This window comes from uncultured Roseibium sp. (assembly GCF_947496995.1).
GTDB lineage: Bacteria > Pseudomonadota > Alphaproteobacteria > Rhizobiales > Stappiaceae > Roseibium.
This window is the reverse complement of sequence record NZ_CANMFD010000001.1, coordinates 1,901,881-1,924,181: the sequence shown is the minus strand read 5'-3', so window position 1 is coordinate 1,924,181 and position 22,301 is coordinate 1,901,881. Positions and strand designations below refer to the sequence as shown.

Below are 22,301 nucleotides of genomic sequence, written 5' to 3'. Positions count from 1 at the left end.
ATCAGTTTTTGTCTCTGTGTTTGAATGACCGCCGCGAACGCGGATCATTGCCCCGGCTTGAGCGATCGGGGAATGCATCGACGACAGCGTCAATCCCGCCATCAACCGCGGCGGCCACTGCCGCGGCGCCGCTCTTCAGCGCAATTCCGGCCTCTTTCAGTGTCTCGCTGTCCGGCTTTGATCCGGCACCGCGTTTCTTCTGGCGTTCATATCGGCTGGGAGCTGCCGACTTACGGTCTCGCTCTGCCCGCCAACGCTCGATTTGTGCGCGCTGATCGTCTTCCTGCTGCTGTTCGAAAGCAGCATGCGCCCCGGCAACATCAACCCGGAAGGCAACCGGCCAATATTCAAGCGGGCCGTCTTCGCCTCTGCGGTACTGCAGGGTCATCCGGGGACCAAGCGCTTGATTGCCTGCGCTGGAGCGCATGTCCTGCAATGTGTAGGTCGGGTTGAACTCTAGAAAAACCTCACTTGCGTCAACGCCGTTTTCCTCGAGCAGAGAAAGCGCCTCATCCCTGATATACCCATAACTCTCGCCAATCGGCGGATGCAGATTTTCTGCAGCGTATTTGATGACGACACCGTCACCATGCGCCGAATAGTCAGAGACACCCCAGCTACGAGAGAACCGTTTGAATGCAAGCTCTTTTGCAAGGTCCGGTTCACCCCCGGTTTCAGCAAATGTCTCGGCATAGATCCTCTTGAACTCGCCAACCGCATAGATTTCCGCTTTGGGATTCGATCCAACATCGGGCGCAAACGACAACCAGCCTTCATCGAACAAGCCCGCAATCGTCCCGGCATCCAGTTTTTTATCGGCCGCCTTGTATTCATCGCTTTCCAGCAGAAGCTTTCTACGCTCTTGCGCGTCCGGACTGTTCAATTCCGCCAGGCGCTGCGCGGCTTCGTCTTCGCCAAGCCCCATTTTTTCGCGGTAAAACCGCCATTTGAGCGCGGCCTCTTCAAGAGCTGCACCATTTTCCGCGCCGACAACCGCTTGCTCATCGATCCCGTAAAGATCCACTGCGCGCCGGTAAGCCTGCCCAACCTCTTGCGCATTGCGGCTGTTCAAGCCGTTCCGGATCATGTTGACGTAAGGCCGGGCTACAACGCCCTTTCCCGACACCAGAGTTCGCGCCACTGCATCCGGATCGGCCCCGGCTTCCGTAGCTTGCTGGAACATCAGCTCGGCTGACTTGCGCGCCTCCGGGTCGAGAGGGTTGGATTTCTGTGGCGCGTTCGCCCAATCAATCGCTTCACGCTGCCGCTCGCCGCTCTTTAAAGCGCCATCATGGGCTTTGATCAGCACGGCCTTTTGACCGTCATCAAGCATCGGATCGGCAAGGATTTGTTGGCGTTCCACTGACAGCGGGTCAGTGGCAATCTGAAGCCGAAACCCGTCCATACGGTCAGCAGCAACGCTCACAAGATCTGACTGCGCTTGATCGTACAGTTTGACCTGATCTTCATAGCTCAGGGTGTCCAGCCGCTGTTGAACCTCGGGCGAGGCATTCGGGATTGCCGCGACACCAAGGATGATTGCGGCCTCTTGTTCCCGCCGCGCTTTGTTGACCCCGCCGTTGTCACCAGCCAAACCAAGCACCGCATTTGCCAGTGTTTTCAGATCACCGGACTTGGCAGCCGCATGAAGCCTTTTCGGCAGTTCACCGTAGTTGTAAGTGATCGAGGTCAGAGCTGCTTGCGCCCTGGGCGGCATTGCATTCCACGCGTCAACGCCAATCGACTTGATTGCACTTACACGCGAATTGGCTTCCCTGCGTTTAAGGTCGCGCTCTGCGTCTTCCCGCGTCACGACTGTGTTTTCAGTGACCGTTACAATCGATCCGTCGGCCCGCGTAACAGTGTCGGAGCCAAAACCGGCCCGCCAGCCCGAAAACTGTTTTCCATCCGGCCCGCCTGTGTCGGCATAAGCCTTTTCTCGAAATCCTTCTTTCGAACGGATCAGCGACAAGGCATCGACATTCGAACCTTGCAACAGGGATGCGCGCTCGGATGCTGGAAGCGTTTCGAACCAAGCCAGAGACGCCATGCGCTTCCACGCTTTCAGAGCGGTCTCTTTTTCAATCCGATCCAACCCGCTTTCCTCGATCATTTGTCTGCCGCGAGCAAGCGAACGTTCGTAGGTTTCAGGGTTTGAGCGGATAGTTTTGGCAAGCTGATCGTTGCTCTCAAGGATACCTTCTTCGAAATACCTCTTTTGTTCGTTGGACTGTGTCGCGCTGTAGCGGGCCTGATAGCGATTGCGCAGCGCCTGCACATCGTTTTGGGCCTGCTTGCGAGCGCTTGCCGGTACCGCCCCCAGGAAGGCCTGAGCCTGTTTGTCGAAATTCGCCAGCATGTCTTGCTCAAACCCGGCAGCGCCCGGAGCAAGGTTCTCTAGCGATGTGCGCTCACCTTCGGCAAGCTGACCTTCAAGAGACAACAGACCGCGCTTGCGCTCAAAGTCATCAATGCGCTGCTGGTCGGAGGTAAATTGCTGCCCCAGCCGGTTGACATCGCCAGCCACCCCTTGGAGCTGACGGCCAAATTGCTGGGTCGCCTGTGCGGCAGAAGTGTCCGCGATGACCTGCGCACGCCTCACCCCCGGCAATTGCTGAGTGCCGGCGTACCTGTCCAATCTTGCCACTGCGTTTCTCTCTAGTTTTGCGCGCTGTAGCGCGAATAGGCTGTGCCCAGTGTCGTCACCCCGCCGCTGATCCCGCCAAGGATCGCGCCCGCCGCCCCTGTGCGGCCTGATTGACGGCTTGTTGAGGCTCGCCGCCGGGCCGCACCGGCCTCATATGTCAGCGTGTCCCGTTCACCTTCGGAGCGGAACCGCGTTGCCTCAAGGTCTTCGGCAGCTTCCAGATCGTTTGCTTCCAGGACATCGACCAAAGACCCGGTTTCAGCCAGGCCGTTCTCGGCTCCAGCAGCGCGCACCTGACCCTGAACACGCTGGAGCCTCCCGAGTGTCCGGCGGCGTTCATAGGAAGCTTGCGTCTGGTTGACCGCCTTTTGCCTTTCGGCAAGCTCAGCGCGGGTTTCTTCGGCCTGAGCAGTTGCTTCTGCTTCGGCCCTGATCCCTTGCGCCTGTGTCGCTCCACCAACCAGTGAGAGGCCTGCGCTAATCCCTGCCAAGATAAACCCCGGCTCACACATTCTATGGTTCTCCCGATCTTCCGAAGTTAAGCGCAAGCACTGTGCAGGGCTTTCCGCCCGAGGCTTCAATGGTCAACTGCCCGCCGTCTTCCCAACGGGTCTCGAGGGTCTGATCCAGTACTCCGGTGCGCAGCGGTGCCGGTTGCCCGGCCTGATCGCCCGCCCGGTAATAAATCAGCTCGTCCATGTAGGTTTGAGGCGACCCCACCTTGAGCGTGCCTGTCTCAAGAACAGCGACCTTGCATTCATCAACCCGCGTTTTCCGGCCCATCGATGACCCGTCTTGCGCATTGACCGGAAAGGGCAGCGTTACCGCACGCGCCGTTACATCCAGCCCGATCAGAGCCCGCGCCGCCGTCTGGCCGGAAGGCAGGCGAACGGAACCATTTTCGACCGTTGCCGGGTAATCTGTCCCGTCCGCGTAGATCACAACGTCCTGGCCTTCCAGATGCCCGAGGCCTGAAAAGGAAGAGACCGCTGCCCCGTCATAGAGCGCTGCGCAGTCAAGGTGCCATGCCTCCTTGATATCGGCCGTTCTGAACGGCCTTTGCATGACTTCAATGTATCGCCGGGTCTGGCCATCCACCGTCCTTCGAACGATCATCCAGACCTCATCGGAACGCACCCCGCTCAGTTCCCCCATGCATTCGACGACGCCGCCGAAATCATGCCGGTGCATCCCGTAAACCTGCTGTTGGCGCTCATACGTGAAGCCAATCGCAGCCCCGCCCGTGTCCCACGACCAGATGATGCTGTCCGGGTATTGCTGGTAACAGGCACCCGATATTCCGCGCATGAACAGATGTGACTGGAACTCGCTGACAGATTGCGACAAGCGACCGTCTGCTGAGAAATCGTAGGCCATTTCCCGCATGTCAGTCCCATATGGCCCGAAGTAGAGCAGAACCGATCCGATCTTGATCGGACTGACAGCGTTCGCGCCGAAATTCGTTTCCGGCTTCTGCTCCACGTTCTCAGGCCCGAACACTTCCTGATCCGTCGCCTTGCCTATGGAGCGAACCGCCCGAGAGGTTCCCGCGATCAGGTCATTGTCATCCACCAACCATTGAATGCGGTTCACCTGTCCGGACAGAACGCCCACTGTCACCGCGTCCGTGGCTGTCAGCACATGCGATACAGTGAAGTTGTTGAAGTCACCTGTCTGGCTTTCCCAAATCGTTTGCGGCTCTGTTGCCGTCCCGGCAAACGCAAGCCGGTTCTTGTGCCAGCCCACTGTTTCGGGAAAGCCGGTTGTCTTAGACCAAGAACCAAGCCGCCAAAGCGTGGTTGCACTGGTGTCGGGCAGCGTTTGGCCGAACACTCGAACAAGTGCCTTCGTGGCTGAATTTACCGCGGTGATTTTGAACCAGCGCCAAAATCCATCCGCCCCTCGAAAGCGAACATGCCTGCCGACATCGGAAGCCAGAAACCCCTGTCCCCCATTGATGCCTTCGGTTCCCGATGCCGTCAGGGTGAACGGAGCCTGCGTATCTCCGGCCTGATGGAACAAAATCTGCCCGATGGCGGAATCATCACCCGCCGAACCGCCGCCTTGCGTGAAACGCAGACGGTAGTAAGTGAATGCCGTTTCGTTGTGGAAGGCATAGTCCCGCCATTCACTCGATGCCCAACTGTCCTGAGCATCCTGACTGTCCAAAATGGTCCAGGCAGCACCGTTGTTTGAACCTTCAAGGCTCCACTGCCAGGGCATGTCGTCGTTCTGGCTGTTGTCGTTCGGCGCTTGAAGCATGTAGGCGTCGATCACGACAGCAGCCGGAAACCGGTACTGCACCCAGCCTTCGGAGTCGCTTGAAAAGACCATCTTGCCCGGTTGCCGGTTGAACACCTGAAACGCGGAGCCACTACCGTTTGATGACGATACAGCCCCGCTTGGGACCGTGTTTGAGGTCATCTCCGGGACCGGGTTGCCTGTTTCGGCCGGTACAAGGCTCGTTGGCGCAATGTTCACATCCAGAAACGGCCCGTCTTCAAAAGCCATCGGCGAAATGGACCAATCGGTCTCCGCGCGCCGCTGCAAGGCCTGCGGAGCAACACCGCCACCGGCAATGAACAGAGTGTCCGTCGATTGAACGAATTTCAGAGATGGCAAAACTGCCCGGCTGTACGGGGTCTCAACCTCGACACTCCCCACCCGTCCTTCGCTCGTGAACACCCGAAAGTAGAAGTCACCGAACTCGAGCATGTAGAACTGCCCGTTGCCAAACTCGAACGGGATCAGCCAGCCGCCTTGAGCACTGTCCTTGACCTCACCAATGAACCGCGTTCCGCCTCTTCGCCGAAGTCCACCGCGCTTCAAGGTGATGAAGTTCACGCACTCGGCCAGGGAGGCACGGAACAATTCCAGATCGGCACGGTAGATCAGCTCAGGGTCAAGCTCGCCCCGGCTGAATGTGGCCTGTAGCTGGTAGCTCATCTGCCCTCAATGATTTCAAGATCAGCCATCGGCAAAGGCGTCCCCTGCCCGGCGTCATAGGTTTCTGCACTCTCGAGCGCCTGGCTTGCCGCCTCCCGGAGCTCCTGTGCACGACTGTTCTTGCCCGTGATGACGTGTGCACAGCCCGAGGCTAGAAACAGCGCAAAGCCATGCACAAAGAGCGGCGAAAACTCACTTTCACGTGTCACCCTGCTGATGTAGCGAAGCGGCAATGGCGGTGCCCGGTCTGTCATGATCCACTGACCAGCGACCTCAAAGCGGATGAGTGCCCCGTCCGGAGCCCCGTCAACGGTCTGCTGTGGTATGCGCAAAGCGTCATTCGGCTTTCGGTACCGGTATTTCCAGCGAAACGGCGGCGATACGCCATCCGCCCCGATCCGGGTCAACTCGATTGCGAAATCCCAATCATGTTGTGCAAGATAAGCATCCCGGAAGCTCGCATAATGATTCCGGAACCAACGCGATGCCACGGACGAATAATCGAAATCGCGGATTGGCGCTTCCTTCAAATGAGCAAGTGCAAGATTGGCGACATCGACTGCAGTGTTGACGGTTCCAGACACTGTGCCCCCTTTCTCGCGCTACTTCGAAACTCTGGCTTCGTATGCTTCAAGTGCCTGAATGCTCTCGTCTTTGTTGGACGTTTCAACACCAGCAAATTCGGCGGCCATGGCCTGAAGTGTTTTCCAGTGTGCCTCCCTCCAGCCTTCCGGCAGCGGCCCTTTCTGACCATCTGAAGCGGTCGCCTCTGCGCTACCGAGCCTTTCCGTGCCCGACCGGCTCTTGTTCCAAAGCGCGGACATTGCATCTGCAAGAGCTGCCCGCTTTGCGTCCTTGCGGGTCTTCTCCCGCCCGTGCTCCTTGTCGAACTCTTCCCTATGACGTGCCTCAAGGGCTTTCAAATGCCGTTTCCGGCGCTCGTCTACTGCGGTTCCCATGTGTTCCCTTTCCCAAACAAAAACGGGCGGCCAATGCCGCCCGCTCCTTCAAGCCTGATCTTTCAGTCGGTCAGATATTCACCTTGAGACAAGCGAACTTGACGTTCTTGCGCCGGTACTTCCGGTCCCAATTGGCCGCGTTCTTCAACTCAGCCAGGGCTGCGCCTTGCTGTTTGGCAAGGCTGGCGGCGGTGAAGTCCATCCCGTGCGGGTGGATCAATTCAAACCGGCGCGTGGTCAGGTAGTCCGCGCCGCCGCCGTCACCGATATCCGGATCACGCGTGATTTCCGTGCCCTCGTTGCCGTATTGCGTCGGTCGGCTCGGCACCTGATCGATGTGCATGAACGCGCCCGGAGCGAACAGGAAGCAATCGTATTCATCGGAATTCGCGCCAGCGTTCACCGGCATCATTTCCGAATGAATGACCATCATTCCGGCGAAGTAAGGGACTTCAAACGGCGCTTCGGACGGCTTCTTGAACTCAATCTTTTCATCGTCCAACAAGGTACCGTAAACGAAGCTGTGCATGGCGATCACACGCAGATCGTCAAGGTTTTCGCCCATGGTCAGCCGGGCCTTGTTGATCGCCTGATAGCTGATCCGGTTTGCCGCCGTGGGTGAGGCAACATCCGAGTAGACCGAAAACACCATGTCAGCGCCATCGTTCGCAACGTTATCGGCAATCACCCCCGACGCCGTTGCCATGATCCTTTCTTCCTTGCGACGGCCCCAATAGGAGCCGATCCGCTCCGCAACCCGGTTCATCGCACTATCGCCCCGGCCCGTAGCCGCGTAGCTGGCGACCGTCTTCGCACCCCACTTTTTGGCCATGCGGTGCTTGTAGGCCTTCATGTCGGAAGCGCCGATTTTCGCGGTGCTGATTTTGTTGTCGCTGTCATCGATGATGACCGGCTCGCCATCGTCCAGATCTTCCCAGAAGGGCGTCTCGATCAGGCTGCCGCCGCTTTCAAAACGCTTGCCAATCTCCGGGTCCGGAGCGGCCAGAATGCCGGAGTTTTCAAGAAGGATCAGTTTGGCCGGCTTGTTCTCGGCCATGTAAGGCGTGAATACGCGTGGAACGACGATATCGGAAACAGCAGTGGTCATTCAGTCAAACCTTTCTGTTGGGACTGTCTGGTAGTTTTGTTTTTTTCAGGAATGGAGCGCCTTGCCCCGAGTGGGGCTTACAGCCCGAACAACGCCGGATCGCGGCCTGCAGCCTTGATGAGCGTTTTGGCCCGCTCCGGGTTGGTCCTCAAGAGCTCGTCTTGCTTGGCAAGGTCAGTCTTGCTCTTGTCGAAAGGGTTGCCGCCCTGTTCACCGCCAATCTGGGACAGGCCATCTTCCGTCAGCGCCTTGTCGTGAACAAAAGCCAGCAGCTTGACCGCCGTGGGATCCAGAACCTGCTGGTTCCCCTTTTCATCCGCTTCGCTCATCAGGCCCTTGTCTGCAAACCAGTCGGTAACGTCTACGCCGCCATCTTTCAGCGCCGTCTGAGCACGGACAGCCTTCTCGATCAGGTTCTTGTAGCCATCGCTGTCCGGCTGGCCGTATTCCTTGACAAGAGCGTCATGGGCGGCGCTTGCAGCTTCCGCCGTCTTTGCGGCCTCCGCTGCCTGGGTGGCCGTTGTCTGCTCATGCGCCGCCGCCATCTTGCCAACCCACTTATCATGCAGCGTTTGCGCGACATGAGGCGGCAGCCCGGCTTCCTGAAACCAGCCTCCCGCTTCCTTGGCGAAGGCCTCGTCATAGGGAAAGCTCTCAGCCAGGCCATCCGGCATCTTGAACTCGTAGCCGTCTTTCGGCGTCCAGTGCTGGGAGACAGAGCCGTAAAAGTCGCTCACCTGCTCCGGGGTTGCCCCTTCGCCCGGCAAGGCCACAGAACTTGAGAGCTGGCCCTGCATAGCGCGGTAGCCGTCAAACACCGCACCGCTATCGTTCCAACCCTGCTGGGTGGCCAATGTCTTGTTGTCGTCGCTCAGGGACGACAGGAAGTCAGCACCGGGATTTTCAGCGCCGGGAGTAGGCTGCGTTGTCGTGCCAGCACCAATTACAGTGGTCATCGTCAAGGGTCCTCGTGTGGGAGTGATGGAAGGGTTTCGAGCCGGGCCGCTTCCTGCAAGGCGGCATGCTCTTCCTCAGAAATGCGGATCATTGAGAGGATGCGGGCAAACAGCGCCTTTCGCCCGTCCACGTACCCGCCCCTGCGCGGATCAACGTCAATGGGCGGCGCTTGGTAGATACCGCTCAGCGCCGCGAGATCGGCCAAAACTGTTTGACCATCCGGACACAAAAAAACGGACCGATAGGCCCGTTCCAATTCTGCCGGTCTGCGGCTTATGAAAGGCGTTCGCCGCCGAAGGCTACGCCAGATCATGGCCGCCACCTTCCCGCAATGCCGTCAAGGCCGGGGCAGCATCCTTTGCCATGCGTGCCATGCTTTCACCGGCAGCAAGCTGTTCGGCCTGTTGCTGTTGTTCAGCCCGGTTCTGCCGCACCTGCGCTACCTCTTCCGGAGAGCGCCTGAGCTTTGCCGGAAGCCCGAGAGACTTAAGCGTCAAATCGTATTCCTCTTCCCGGTCATGCAGATCAAGAATGGTTGGATCAGCAGCCGCAGCCGCCCCAAGATACTCCTGAAAGCCCATGATTGCCTCGAAGTGGCCTGCATCGCGCATCTGATCGATTGGAGCCGTGGAAGTCAGCGTCACCTCGCCATCCAGAACGGCTTCAGGCGGCTCTAAGGGCGAGCCTGGGGCAAATGCACCACGGCGGCCGAGCACCCCGATCTCACGCTCAAACAGGTTTTCATTGCCTGCCATGATGTTCGTGGAGAACGGCCCGATCATATCGGCCATTTCCTGACGCCGAATGTTCGCCTCCGTCGCCGTGCGGCCATTGCCTTCCAGAAGCGTTTGCCAAAGGTCGCCATAAAGCCCGATCCGGAGCTTTTCCCGGATGTTCTCAATCTGATTGTCAGCCGCTCCCGGATTGACCGTATCGATCATGGGCCGGAACATTGGCTGACCGCTCTCGTTGATCAGGCCGGGATTGACCCTGCCCGGATTGAGATTGAGCTGCCGCTCCATGTCATGGGTGGCTAGAGGCGGCCGCACCGCCTGAGAACTGGCAATCAATGCCTCTTTGGCCAAGCTCTGAAGGCTCTTGATGTCTCCCATGAGCTTTGCCTGCGGAGGCGAGCCGTAAGGCGACAGCCCGTCCCGATCCCAGCGGCTCACAACAAGCGGATACTCGAAGAAGCCGGAGCGGCGGCAGATATGGCCGCTCTCTTCTTCAAAGTGCAGGCTTTCAAAAGCGGAGCGCGACACATCGCTTGCCCCGGCTTTTCCACCTTCGCGCTTGAAGCAGGCATGCACAAACACATGCTCATTGGACTTGCGCTTTGGGTCGCCCGCGTCCGTGCTGACCTTATCCGAAACGTTGCCCTGATACTCCTTCACGGCCTGCCACGCTTTCAGCGTCCGCACCCGGAAGAAGCCGCAATCGTTGCCCTGTGCGTCCACGACTAGGAACATTTCATAAAGCGGAATATACCGGTAGTGCAGCGGCACACGGATGTCAGCAAGGCTGCCCTCATTCTCGTGCGGCATCAAAATGCCGGTCCCCAGCTTGATCGTGGAAACCAGCCGGGACCGGTTTGCCAAAGCAAAGCCCGAACGCGGCGCATACCGCACCTTGAACAGATGGTCCCGGACAGCCTCAAAGAACTCTTCGTCTACCTGCCCTGGCTCCGGAGCGAACGGATCGCCGAACCCAACGCCGTGCCAGTGGAAGCCTTCCGGCATCGTCAAGGCACCAACACCGGATACAAGCCGGTCAAGCAGCCAGACAGCAGTGCCGTCATAGAGCCCGCGAGAACGCTCTTTCGCTGCCGAACTTTGTAGAGCAACCATACCGGTTGGCGCAGAGACGCCGCGCACCGTGTTGAAACCTCGTTCCATATCCGGCGCCGTGTACTTGATGTAGTCCTGCCAGTCGGTTTCGTACCAAAGCCGCTCGGATCGGGCTGCCTGCAGCTCTTGTTTCAGATCGTCAACGATACCCATCAAGCACCCCCGAGGACCGTGACACCGCCCCGAGAGGCGGAACCGTAGTTGCTCACCCCAAGCGGGCTCGTAAGCGTGGTTGCCCGACCACCGAAGGCCGCAGCCCGGCGGCGGCGGTTGTTCTCACTCAGGTTCTTTGCCTGCCTTTGTGGATCAGGCTCTCGCGGCGCTGCCGGGGCCGGTTCCGGCTCTGGTGTCTTCGCACCACCGCCAAACATGCACATGTCCTAAGACCTTTCTGACTCGTCAGGGAGATTGCTTAACAACTGAATTCATGCCGTCTTGAAGAGTTGATCCTGTGTTCGTGAAACCGCCAAATGGGTCACGTCTGCAACATTCAAGACTCGCTGCTTTTGCGAAGGCACAATCCAATTATGTCGCCATATGTGTGTTTATTTGCAATGCAATTTTAAAATGAACTTATTTGCAATCAATAATATATAATTAATTATTTAATGCAAAAAATTACAACTAAGACTGCACATAATCATAAAAAAATCACTTCATAAGAGGAAATAAAATGAATACTTCTAATACCCTGCCTACTCCAGCCTGCACTTACCTTAAGTTTATAGATACCGAATATTTAATGCCAGGTACTGCTAGTGCATTTATTCGATTCGAACCGCCTGTTTTCGATGGAACTAGCATCACTTTTCTGGGAGACAATGAAGAGCGAGAGGGTCTTTTCGTTCTACGGTATAATGGTGTGTTGGAGCGGATCACAGACAACGCCACCCCGTTACCGGGATTGTATGGTCCGCCGACGGGAGCTGGACAAACCGATGCTTACGTTCAATCATTCAGCAATTCTCCTCTTGATCCCAGTGGTACACTGAATCCCTGTGATACACTGACCATTCCACGCCCGGTGTTTGTTGACGGATTTGTTGCCTTTTTCGCGGCAAACTGGCCACAAAGGCGTGCAGGAATTTTTCTATACGACCGCAGCTCCGGGACTGTTCGACCTAAGCCCTTAGTGTCTAACTCGGAAGGAGCTTTCTTAAGAGGGGCATTCGGACAACCGGTGGCAGGGGCGTCCGGCTCAGTCTATTTCCCTGGCTTTGGGGGACCACAAAATGATCACTCTGGGACAAAGATGGATCCGGGCATCTATTCGGTTTCCGTTTATGATCATGAGCAAAAGATTACGCAAATTCTGAATACCGTGACCGCCAGCACCCCAGAAAGGAATATGCTTCAGTCTATAGGTAATCCGAATGTGTGGCCCCGGTTGCCAGAAGATGAACTCTTGTTTTTTGGACTCAATCTTGACGAGAACGAGGCAATATTTGGTTGCAACATTGACGGATTGCACACCAAAGTAGGACCAGGATACCAATTCAGTGATGGAACTATTTCTGGTGTTTCCGATACCTTCTCGAGCCAAATCAGTGTAGGGAGAAACGGAGGATTATTAGCCTTTAAGACAGAACTTACAATATCAGGAGGCGGCGCGGCAGGTGCTGTAATTGCCCTTTCTTTTGACACTCATCCCGCGCAACCAGAACTCATACTAACGGCCGTGAGCCCCGTGCCTGGGGTAACCGGCCCCAACGTAATGTTTACAGGGAACTCATTTGCAACCCCGCCTGCGACAGACGGCAAGAGAGTCGCATTCTGCGCAGGCTATATGGATGACAACACCACTAACGGGGTCGGACTGTTTGTCTGGAACTCGGGAGCAGCTACCACGAAGTTGGCTCTAAAGGCTGGTGATTTCATGGATATGAAAGAAGTCACGAATATCCACATTGGGACTGACTGCTTTGTAGATGGCATACTGGTTGCGAAAGTCAATTTCCACGACGGGAGCGAAGGCCTTTACAGGTTGGATCTGTCAAACTTCTGATCTCAATATGTGAGTTGCGGCGCGGCCAGAAGGCGAGACTGACTAAGGTCATCCCAAGAAGGCTGCGCCGAAATCATACAGCCGCTATACACATTTCTCATTTCCGCTAGAGATCAGTTTCTTTTATTTTGCGAACAAAAATTCACCTCTCATCCAGCAAGCGATCCAATCAATCTTCCCGAACCCACCCATAAATAACGAAATCCTCTCCATTCCGCCCATACCCTCGTACCTCCCCCTCACGCTTTGCCCCAAAGCCTTCAATCCACCCATGCGCAACATCGTGATCGACATGGGCAATCGCCTGTAACCGCCTGCAGTCCTTCTCAACAATGGGCCGGATCTCGTTGAGGTGCCTTGTCATAATCGGCAGGCACCTCTTGAAATCCTTCGTCCCGAAGGCCCAGGCTTGCCAGCGTCCCCTGTCAAAGGGAGTGACATAGCTGAACCCGTAGGCCGCTGCAGGCTGACCATCGAGCCAGACCGCCCAGCTCATCCCCGGCACCTCACTTTGTAGCGCGGCGATGGCAAAAACCCGGCTATCCCAATGCTCGAACTGGCAGCAGATTTCAGCCCGGTCATGGTCTCGCATATTGGCGGCTATGTAGGAGGCGTCACGGACGGTCAGGCGCTCAATCAGAAGCCTGCAAGTGGATCGTCCATTTCCGCGCTCTGTGCCGATTTCTGAGCGCCCAGCACCTTCTTCAACACTGCTTTGTCCCGCCATTCATTCCCCATCACGATTGCGTCGGCCTCATCTGGTGAGGAACCGGTGCGCTCTTTGATGTCTTCCTTGCTTTCGATCAGGATCTTGCCGCCTGATAGCTTCCAGCGGTGCGCCGTGAGCTGAGCCTTGACCCGTGCGGAGCGTTTGATTGCCAGCCCTGCCCCGCTCTTCGGGTGAAGCGCTTCCCGGAGCCGCCAATAGAGCTGAGCCCGTAGATTGTAGAACGGAATGCGGCTGTCCTTGGCTGTCTCTCCCGAGTGCGAAGAGAACACGCACTTTTCAACCTTGATGCTGTTCTCCCGGCCGAGGAAGCCCACAGTGTCGCCGCCCCAACCGCCCGTGCAGTCAACGACAATCAATGCATTGTCGCGCCGCTCCCTGATGACCAGAGAGCCAACGTCGGCACCATCCTTGGTATCGACACCCTTACGGCTGATTTGCTCCTCAAACCGCCGCCCGTGGACTGGCTGCAAGACTGTCTTGTCTTTGCCCCCTTGCGCCACATCCACGGACAGCACATCCATCGGCAACCCGGCATCAACCCCGGCGTCATACCGTTCGAATGCCAGATCCACCCAATCGGACGGAATAACCTGCATGTCATGATCTTGCCGGGCGGCCATGAAGTCGCCAGTCAGCAACGCCGTGCGGAGCGGTTCCGGTTGTGCGTTGAGCTGCGCCAGATAGTCCCCGCCCAGAAATGCGTTGTCCTGCGTCTTTGCCGGTATGAAGGTCCTGGAGGGCACATCGACAAGCTCACCCTCGATTTCAATCTGTGTGGGCTCCGTAAACCACTCAGTGCGGATTTCAGTGCCGTCCGTGATGAAGTTGCCCCACAGCAGTTGACCGGGCGCGACCGTACCGAACAGCTCATGCAGCGGATCGAGCCAGGGAGCGAACCAGTCAACCAGATAGTCCCCCTGCCCACCAACGGGCGGGTTGGTCGCAATCAGCGCTCGGCAGCGTTGACCCGGGCGCGTGGAGCGCAGCCAGCCCATGACGAACAGAACCTTGCGCGGGTCCATCTGTGCGCCCTCATCGAAGGCTTTCAGGTCATGGTCACGGCCTTGCCAGTCTTCTTCAGCGCCCGGCACACCCAAGTGGCCGAATTCAATCATCCGGCCGTCGGGACCGATCCAGCGGGGCGGGTTGCCGACAATCCGGCCAAGCCCCGCATCCCGCATGATCGCGTTCATACGCTCTATCAGGCCCTTGAGGGATTTCAGACTGTCCCGGAAGATCGCCACCTTGTGGTGAGCGAACAGCGAAAGCCCGGCAATCAGGTCCGTTTTCCCGCCGCCGGCCGCGCCACCATAGAGCGTCAAATCTGCGGTGCTGAAGTAGCCTTCAGTTTGCGGTCCCTCTTGCGGACGCCAGACGTTGAACTGCTCAAGCACCCCGGCTTCATCCAGTTGCTTTTGAAGCGCAACCCGATCCTCTGCAGACATCCGCTCTATCTGCGTGATCAGCGTTTCAAGAGCGTTCATTCACCGCCTGTCTTCTGTTTTGTGAGTAGCGCCATAATGCCAAGGGCAATCTCGGTGTCGCTCCGGGGCTTCAGCGCCTCGATCTTCGCCGCATCTTCAGGGCCACCGAGAATGTTCCGGCTTTCAACGTCCGTTTTGTCCCGCCACCCGGCCCGGTTCTGCATGTTGAACTTCCATGAGGAAGCGTTGAAGCCGTCAATCAGGCCCTCAGTCCCCTCTTTCCCTAGCTTCTCCCACTCAAACAAACCCTTCCTTGCCGCCTCTTGGAGCTTGTCGGCAGGGAAATCATCTGGGTATTGCTCGGCGTAGTAGCGAATGGTCTTCTTGTCCGCGTCAGCGAAACTCTCAAGCGAATACCCTGCTGCTATGTGATCGCAGAACCTTTTGCAGGCTTCCTTGCGAGCTCGCGAGGTCTTCCATTTTTTTGCGTAGTCGTTCCCTTTAGGTGCAGCCATCTGCTTACCTTTCACGCCGTTTCGCAGCTTTTTTGCTAAAACTTGTTTTGAGGCCCATTCAGCGCGAATGCACGGTGAGTTGAGCCCTCTTTTGCCCGCAGGCTTCACACCTCAGGCCACCTCGGAAGCGTTCGTTCCCCGAAACCCGGTAGCCAGGCCCTAGCCGTTCAATCAGATAGCCCATATCCAGCCAGACAAAGCGGCCACAGCACAGGCAATTGACTGACAGGCGGTAGCCGCCAGCCTTCATCTCTTGCAGGGTGACGAAGGATCGCATTTCCATGCCTTGGAGATAGCATGCCGCGAAATGAGAACAAAATAGGAACTTTTCTCAAGTCGCCTATCTTCCCGTAGCCAGCCCCAAACACGAAAGGCCCGCTTTGCGCGAGTCCATCAAATCAGATATCAAGCCGGGTGTTGGCTCCCACCAACGTTGACGCATGGTCCATGTCAAATGACCCGGCGCATGTCTCTGAAAGATGCCTTGAAGGTTCCGCCCCGTTCCGGCCGCACTTCTTCAAGGTATCTCGATGGGGCTGCTTTTAGGCCCATTCTGTGAAACCTGTCCAGCTAGGCAGCTCTTCTGGAAACGTCCCCTAGGGCCAGCTTTTCAGATAGCTTTTTCAGAACAACACGATTGCGCTTGAGCACCGTTGAGCGTTCCCACCCATATTTTTTGCATACTTGGGTGAATTTGCCCCCACCAGCCTTGCACATGACCTCGTATTGCAGGGCTCGGCGTGCGTCGATGTCGTCAATCAGAGCCCACCAGGTCATCGCCTCTTCTGCCCTGGCTATCTCTTGAGCGCTGCAGATCCGTTGACGCTTTACCTTCCTGATCATGTTCGGGTCCGGCCAAGACGCCCACGAGGTACGGGGGCCATCACCTCGGCCCGTAATGGCATTCACTTCGACTGCCTCGACCAGTCGGACCAGCACTTCTTCTAATTTGAAATTCGGCAAAAAAGCCTCCTTTATGAATCTACTCAGCCCAGTTCCCAATGAAATTTGGGAGATGTAGCTGGTTCGAAATCTTTCAAATCAGATTGGTTTTTGGTTGGCCAGCGCTTGTGCAAATTGACCGCTCTATGAAACAGACGCGCAAGGGCAGAAACTAGTGGCCGACCACGACTAAAACTCTCTGCTACTATTCTGGCCTATCAAGCTGATCAAGCTTGTCCCAATCGAATATTAGCACACGTTGATTGGGGCTCACACGAAGGTAAAGTGTCTCAACAAAGATAGGATGGATTGCAAATTCTATATTTTTCATAACTGCTTCAGAGTCAAATGGGAGCTTATGTTGCTTCGCCATAAAATCGAAGTTGAACCCGTTATGGATTGCTCCAGCACCAGCCTGACGCCTACTTCGAAACCCGATAAAACCAATATAGTAAAGAAATTCCACCTTCTCATGAAATGCATTCAAATTTGAGTCGTGGTGATAAAACTCAAAATCCACTCCTCCGATTATGTTCCTTAGATCACGAGACGAAAGAACCTGTTCCACTCCCATAAAAAGCTTTAGAACCTCTTCAATATTCGTCCAAGTATCTCGGAGTTCTCCAATAAACTCAAATTCAACAATCCGTTGAGCCTCCTGGGATATGATCTCTCGGATTGGTTCGGTTACGTCACGCGCACCGCGTTTTTTCATAGACTCCAGATAAGACAATATTGATGAATAGTGTATCAAAACGTCCCGCGGCCTGAAAAGTGTATGCCGCAAAACATACAGAAATAGGTCCATCTTTATTTTTTTACTACCTAACAACACATGAGAGGTCGAAGGAATCTCTGGACAAGCAATGCGACGGCAACTTTCAAATCGAGCTAGAGCATCCTTATGCTGGTGTTTCCTAATTTTTTCATCAGAAACGTCGTACAGAAGCTGAATACGTTTTCGTAACATTGTGACTAACTCTTTCGGTTGCCACCTAATTTCCTCAACGGTTTCTGAGGATACTGAATCCCTCTGTACTCTGCGGATTTCTTCAATCCGATCGAAAGGTAAGACAACCAGAAACTTTACTCTTCCGAAAAACTCAAAAATATCTAATTCTTCGGACAGCCGGTCAGGACGAATAGTTTTATTTACGAAGAGCACCAGAGAACCTAGCCAGTTTACCTCTCGCTCAGATCTCCTTGATCGGATTTGGCTGGACATCTTCGCATCAAACTTGCGATAGCTTTGTATTTCTGTATCAAATCTATCGAGACAGAATAGAAATCTCTTATTTCCGTTGGCATAAATCCCAGATTTCAACTTGGAAAATTCAGCACCAAATAGATCGGTGAGAAACATTCTGATAGAGATGCTCCTGAGCACATCTTGCCTAAACCGAGCCTCATCAACTGAATTCGCATTGTCTACTGCACGCTGGATATAATGCCGGGATGCGGCTACTGAATGATCGAACAACGCAGCGTAGCTAAAGTCCTCGACGCGCTCTGAGTCCGAGATTAGTTCGTCCAACTGCTTGGCACTGAAACTAGAATTTAAGTACCGCCCTGCCCCTCCCAAATACTCATTACCGGCCTTTTTCTCCGAATAAATAATACTCACTACCATGCTAAACGAAACAAATGCCGACCAAACAAAATCGAAAAACTTCACATCAAGATCAATATAACGGAAATCACCTTCAGACTGATTGAAACTAGTATTCTGTATTAATCCATGTAGATTCCAATCGTTTACCGATACGTCGATTACAGGAAAGTAGTCTGAAGCTTGCGCTTCATGCTCTCTAATCTGTACGAGAGTGGTTTTTCCAGCACCCTTTCGACCACTGATAAGCCCAACGTTGCGGTTCTTAAGACGCTTGGAAAATCTTGTTTTCGTGAAGTACCGGTTGAGAAAGCTTTCTGCGTCATAAATGCCATGCTCGTATTTCGTCTGAAGGATCTCTGCAACCGACCGAGTGTCATCAACTGCAGGCTCTTCAGCCTCCAGCATTCGAGAAAGGTTCCTCTTCATCCCCTTCAAGACGCTTTCGGAATTGATTTCCTCATGCGCCAATAGAGCGCTAGCAATTTTGTCGAGAGTTCCTGCATATCTGACTGATAACTCTGAAGCCAAAAATGGGGCACCGTGCTTAGCTCCATGAGCAATGAACCCACCCAAGTTCGCCACAATTGGATTGCGTACCATCAATAAATCTGGGATTGAATTACTAATACTATCACCAGACCAAAGAACTGGTATTAACTTAGGCTTTACGCCCTCAATTCGACCATTTAAACGAGTTACGATCGTATCATATTCTTGAAATGCACCTGAATTATGTGCAGTATTATTTATTCTTTCCTTGTATCCAGGGCCAAACAATCCGAGTATACACTTGCACTGCACCAATCTTTCGTGCATGAATTCATGCAAGCTACTTCCGATCTCTTCATTGTAGTATGCATGGAATTTTATCTTCCCATCCACTCGCTTTTCGAGCTCGGTTATTAGTAACTTCACATCAATTTGACGTTTATCATCTTCACAAAATGTGACAAAGCAATCAATCAAACTCTCCTCCCCCATTTTTTTTCAAATTCAGTTGTGAGCACCACAGATTTTCTTTGGCACGAATTATTTTTGCTCATTTTTGACTGCGAAGTCCGTCAACCTAGCAGTCATATCACTTAAAGTCACAACCTCGCAAATTTGCAAACGTGCAGTAGTTTTTTCGACGTTCGTGGGCCAAAGCTCGTGTTTACTATCTCTCGCACTTCGCGTTTCTGGAGTGATGCCCACCCAAATATTTCGGCCAGGCACAAGCCAACCCCGCCTCCACCAACTCCATCCCAATATCGACTAATCGACCACGGGAAAATACGTCCCTATTCAGGCATTCGAATCCGGTGCACCATTTCAGAAAGAAAGCCAGCTGTTCCCTTGGGTGTTCTTGGCAGGTTCAGAATTTCAACCTGCTTTGAAATAACGCCGTCTTTTCCGAAGTGATATTTCTCAGCTGCAATTGCCAAAATACCGAGGGATCTAGAGAGGTCTGGAGTTGTCTTCCCCGAACCAATGCTAGAGTATTTCATACACAGGTTCATGAAAAACATTCGGGTCGGTAGCTTCCGAATCTTGAAGATATAAAAATCGATTTCCGCTTCTTCAATTATCACTCGAAAAACGTCTGGGTACTTTTTCCGAATGAATTCTAATTGAATATTGATGTCTCTTATCGCTTGCGAAAGTTCAGACATTCACGCCCCCATTATTTTATGCAACGCCCCGACTTGAAGTAGTGCTTTCCTGAGTATTTCTCCCATGCACAGGCGTTGCCCGCTTCCACCAGTTCCCCTGCGATATCCTCCCCGTCCACAAAGCACTGCGCCACAAAGCGGTCGTACGACTTCTTACGTGATCGCCCATCGCATGGCGTCCCCTCGCCCACCGTTCGGCATTGCACGGTTTTCCCGGCAACCAGCGTCTCGGTGTACTGGGTCGCTTCTCTGTAGCCCCTCTGGCCCTTTTCTGGCGTATCGACGCCGCATAGGCGTATCCGAACCAGCGGCCGGCTTAGTTGAAACGTGTCGCCGTCGATCACCCTGGCCACCTTGCTTGTCCATTCTTCAGCATTTGCGCTGGCGGTCAGCAGACACAGGATCGCGGCAATTGTGGCTCTGAGCATTCGTTTCCTCGAGAAAAGGCTGTCTCTGAGCAAGAGTTGCACATGACTGCAAAAACACGCAACCTGTCATTGTGAAGGGAGGTTGCAATTGTGGTCAGGTTTCTTTTGGCTCTAACTATGTTGGGTGCGTTGATTGCTCCAACCCAATCTCAATCAGGCTGCCATCCTAGCTATGACCCATGTGTGCTATTTGCGCTGGATGTTGATTGCGCAGGAGGCCGTGGAGATGGCCCCGAATACGTGGCAGGCCCTATTAGAGTCAAAGGACCTGACGTCTATGATTTGGATCGGGACAACGATGGTATTGGGTGCGAACCTCAGGACATTTTTCATCAAGCCGCCTTCGCCCCAACAAGCCGATCCCCCTCATACGCCAGCAGCACCGCCATCGTAATCGTCGGCAGCCCCCCAAGCCGGACGTTCGGTGTTTCTCGGTCCTATCTGCAATGCAGCCGTTCACTGCAGGCTGATCTAATGCCTTGAAAGGGCGGACAGTGGACCTTCGTTGCTTGGGCAATGAACTCTGTCAGTCGGCTTGAAAGAAGCCGTTCGCGGGGCGGCTTGACCGAAGAAGCAGGTGCCAACCGAGAAAAGAACGCTGCTCGACAAGAGCAACTAAGTAGTCAAAGATCACAGCAACAAACGATTTCGGAGCAGAAACGTGTACTTGCGAAAATCCTTGATCTTACAGAGCGGCCCGATTGAAGACCTCCGGCTCGACTTCGATTTTCACGGAAACGGCAACCCAAAACCGATGGTCATCGTGGGAAAGAACGGTTCTGGAAAATCGAATTTTCTTTCTTACGTGACAGATGCGTTAATCGAGATTGCCGCCAAGAAGTTTGCAGACGTAGCGCCGCCATATGCATCGGGCCAAGGTCATCACTGGCATCGAACCATTGGACGAGCTACAACAAGATCCGGAAGCGCATACGAGCTTGCTCTTCTGGAATTTTCTCATGAGGATGAGGTCCGTCTTTATGTTAGTAAAGGCGGGAACCTTCAGCGAGATGAAGTAGCAGACAAAGTTACCGACTTTGCCAATCCGAATTGGGAGACCGAAGGTTCTCACAAATCGGTCTCAGGTCCTCGCGGAACAATAGATTCGGTCTTCTTGTCGGGATGCTATGTCAGTTTTCCTACTGGCCGTCAGGAGACAACATACTGGTCGGGCATGTCGAAAGACAGAGACATCTCTGACTTTGAGGATCGGTTCGCCCGATTCCTTCGCAAACCAATCTCTGTTGAGTCTACGCTACATGATTTTCGCACTTGGTTGGTTGATGTTGTCATGGACTGTATGGTTGATGCAATTCCCATCCTTCAGCACTTCGAGGCCCATGCAGATCGCAACCAATTACCTGCATCTCTGCCGTTAGCTGCACAGAACGTCAGTGCGCTGGAGAACGTAAATGCAGTCCTGGGACATATCCTTCGAGAACCTAGTGCGAGAGTTGTTCGCGTGGGGCGTCTAGGCAGGTCCCGCAAGTTGATGATTTTTCGGGAGAATGAGTTGCTAATTCCTGGGCTCGATGCGTTATCGGCGGGGCAGGCTATGCTGCTCAGCATATTTGGAACAATACTGCGATATGCGGATACCGGCACCGGTCCACAGCCAACACAAGAGATGACAGGGATTGTCCTCGTCGACGAGATTGATGCGAATCTGCACGCCGATTTGCAACATGATGTCCTTCCCAAACTGATCACCTTGTTTCCAAAAATTCAGTTTGTGCTGACGGCACATTCCCCGCTTTTTCCACTCGGGTTGGAGAAAGCTTTTGGTGACGACAACTTCACCTTGGTCGAATTGCCGGCGGGTACTCAGATCACAGCGGAAAGGTTCAGTGAGTTCGTTAACTCGTTCGAATACCTGCGAGCAACGAAAGCGTTCGATGATCATGTTCTCGAGAGAGCAGCGGCAGTCGAACGCCCTCTTGTTCTTTGCGAGGGGCAGACAGATCCCAGGTATTTGAAGACTGCTGCCGAGCTGCTCGATTTCCAGAGGCTCAACGAGCAGGTCGACTTTGACTGGATTGGAGTGCTTGCCGACGGCCAAGCGAGGGATGGTGGCGAGGGGAAACTCCGACAAGCGCAAAAGACGCTAGAGAATAATCCAGGTCTTCTCCAATTCCACACACTGCTATTGTTCGACTGCGACCAAGCCGATCAAGAAATTGACCACGGGCTTCTGCATGTTCGAGTGATGCGCCAGAATGCCGAGGATGCGAAATATGACGTTGGGATCGAAAACCTGTTGCCTTCGGCCGTGTTCGAAGACCCGTTCTATTCTGAGTCTCGCCACGAGAGGGGAACTAAGACGGTTGTGACGACCGATCTCAACAAGGTTCAACTGTGCGACTATCTTTGCAACGAAAAACGTGATCCCGCCGACTTCGAAAAGTTCAGACCTGAATTAGAACGGATAGAAGCGTGTCTCTTTCCCGAGGACTGAGAGAAATGCCATTTGCATCACCGCAGCATCGCAGATCGACGCCCTATGACAGCAAAGGGCCGGAAGCGCCAACG

The 22,301-nt window shown here is 54.5% G+C and carries 18 protein-coding genes; 2 read left to right on the top strand and 16 right to left on the bottom strand.

Features of this window, described 5'->3' with window-relative positions; translation table 11 throughout:
* Window position 1: 1 nt before the first annotated feature.
* The 9 genes from Q1B40_RS08610 to Q1B40_RS08570 form a co-directional block, all read right to left on the bottom strand.
* Window positions 2-2,647 (bottom strand): hypothetical protein, encoded by a 2,646-nt coding sequence (locus Q1B40_RS08610; protein WP_299812443.1) that lies wholly within the window; start codon window positions 2,645-2,647, stop codon window positions 2-4.
* 11 nt (window positions 2,648-2,658) lie between these two features.
* Complete coding sequence (locus Q1B40_RS08605) at window positions 2,659-3,138, bottom strand: hypothetical protein (RefSeq protein ID WP_156510649.1); 480 nt, start codon at window positions 3,136-3,138, stop codon at window positions 2,659-2,661.
* Between the two features lie 22 nt (window positions 3,139-3,160).
* The gene (locus Q1B40_RS08600) at window positions 3,161-5,593 is read right to left on the bottom strand and encodes a hypothetical protein (protein ID WP_299812439.1); all 2,433 of its coding nucleotides are present in this window, start codon (window positions 5,591-5,593) and stop codon (window positions 3,161-3,163) included.
* The gene (locus Q1B40_RS08595; RefSeq protein ID WP_068419559.1) at window positions 5,590-6,177 is read right to left on the bottom strand and encodes a hypothetical protein; all 588 of its coding nucleotides are present in this window, start codon (window positions 6,175-6,177) and stop codon (window positions 5,590-5,592) included. The genes Q1B40_RS08600 and Q1B40_RS08595 overlap by 4 nt, the downstream gene beginning before the upstream one ends.
* A gap of 18 nt (window positions 6,178-6,195) precedes the next feature.
* Window positions 6,196-6,552 carry a hypothetical protein gene (locus Q1B40_RS08590; protein ID WP_299812432.1) on the bottom strand — a complete coding sequence of 119 codons (357 nt, stop codon included), beginning with the start codon at window positions 6,550-6,552 and terminating at the stop codon, window positions 6,196-6,198.
* Between the two features lie 70 nt (window positions 6,553-6,622).
* Window positions 6,623-7,660 carry a hypothetical protein gene (locus Q1B40_RS08585; RefSeq protein WP_299812430.1) on the bottom strand — a complete coding sequence of 346 codons (1,038 nt, stop codon included), beginning with the start codon at window positions 7,658-7,660 and terminating at the stop codon, window positions 6,623-6,625.
* 77 nt (window positions 7,661-7,737) lie between these two features.
* A complete protein-coding gene (locus Q1B40_RS08580) occupies window positions 7,738-8,616 on the bottom strand; it encodes a hypothetical protein (protein WP_299812428.1) in 879 nt (292 codons plus the stop codon).
* A 2-nt stretch (window positions 8,617-8,618) separates the two neighbouring features.
* Window positions 8,619-8,930 carry a hypothetical protein gene (locus Q1B40_RS08575; RefSeq protein ID WP_299812426.1) on the bottom strand — a complete coding sequence of 104 codons (312 nt, stop codon included), beginning with the start codon at window positions 8,928-8,930 and terminating at the stop codon, window positions 8,619-8,621.
* On the bottom strand, window positions 8,917-10,617 hold the full coding sequence (locus Q1B40_RS08570; protein WP_299812424.1) for a portal protein: 1,701 nt from the start codon (window positions 10,615-10,617) through the stop codon (window positions 8,917-8,919). Before Q1B40_RS08570 ends, Q1B40_RS08575 begins: the two co-directional genes overlap by 14 nt.
* Window positions 10,618-11,137: 520 nt before the next feature.
* Here Q1B40_RS08570 and Q1B40_RS08565 point away from each other — a divergent pair.
* Window positions 11,138-12,469 (top strand): hypothetical protein, encoded by a 1,332-nt coding sequence (locus Q1B40_RS08565; RefSeq protein ID WP_299812422.1) that lies wholly within the window; start codon window positions 11,138-11,140, stop codon window positions 12,467-12,469.
* A gap of 169 nt (window positions 12,470-12,638) precedes the next feature.
* Here Q1B40_RS08565 and Q1B40_RS08560 read toward each other — a convergent pair whose 3' ends face one another.
* The 7 genes from Q1B40_RS08560 to Q1B40_RS08530 all read right to left on the bottom strand — a co-directional run bounded on the left by Q1B40_RS08560 (window position 12,639) and on the right by Q1B40_RS08530 (window position 19,772).
* Window positions 12,639-13,061, bottom strand: a complete 423-nt coding sequence (locus tag Q1B40_RS08560) for a hypothetical protein (protein WP_299812420.1) — start codon at window positions 13,059-13,061, stop codon at window positions 12,639-12,641.
* Window positions 13,062-13,105: 44 nt separating this feature from the next.
* Entirely contained in the window at window positions 13,106-14,683 is a 1,578-nt protein-coding gene (locus tag Q1B40_RS08555; protein WP_299812418.1) for a hypothetical protein, read from the bottom strand.
* The gene (locus Q1B40_RS08550) at window positions 14,680-15,246 is read right to left on the bottom strand and encodes a hypothetical protein (protein WP_299812416.1); all 567 of its coding nucleotides are present in this window, start codon (window positions 15,244-15,246) and stop codon (window positions 14,680-14,682) included. Before Q1B40_RS08550 ends, Q1B40_RS08555 begins: the two co-directional genes overlap by 4 nt.
* Window positions 15,247-15,708: 462 nt before the next feature.
* A complete protein-coding gene (locus tag Q1B40_RS08545; protein ID WP_299812414.1) occupies window positions 15,709-16,101 on the bottom strand; it encodes a hypothetical protein in 393 nt (130 codons plus the stop codon).
* Between the two features lie 184 nt (window positions 16,102-16,285).
* On the bottom strand, window positions 16,286-18,658 hold the full coding sequence (locus Q1B40_RS08540) for a hypothetical protein (protein ID WP_299812412.1): 2,373 nt from the start codon (window positions 18,656-18,658) through the stop codon (window positions 16,286-16,288).
* 314 nt (window positions 18,659-18,972) lie between these two features.
* Window positions 18,973-19,344: a hypothetical protein gene (locus tag Q1B40_RS08535; protein ID WP_299812410.1), complete on the bottom strand. Its 372-nt coding sequence runs from the start codon at window positions 19,342-19,344 to the stop codon at window positions 18,973-18,975.
* Window positions 19,345-19,355: 11 nt separating this feature from the next.
* Window positions 19,356-19,772, bottom strand: a complete 417-nt coding sequence (locus tag Q1B40_RS08530; protein WP_299812408.1) for a thermonuclease family protein — start codon at window positions 19,770-19,772, stop codon at window positions 19,356-19,358.
* Between the two features lie 661 nt (window positions 19,773-20,433).
* Here Q1B40_RS08530 and Q1B40_RS08525 point away from each other — a divergent pair.
* Window positions 20,434-22,227 (top strand): AAA family ATPase, encoded by a 1,794-nt coding sequence (locus Q1B40_RS08525; protein WP_299812406.1) that lies wholly within the window; start codon window positions 20,434-20,436, stop codon window positions 22,225-22,227.
* Window positions 22,228-22,301: the final 74 nt, after the last annotated feature.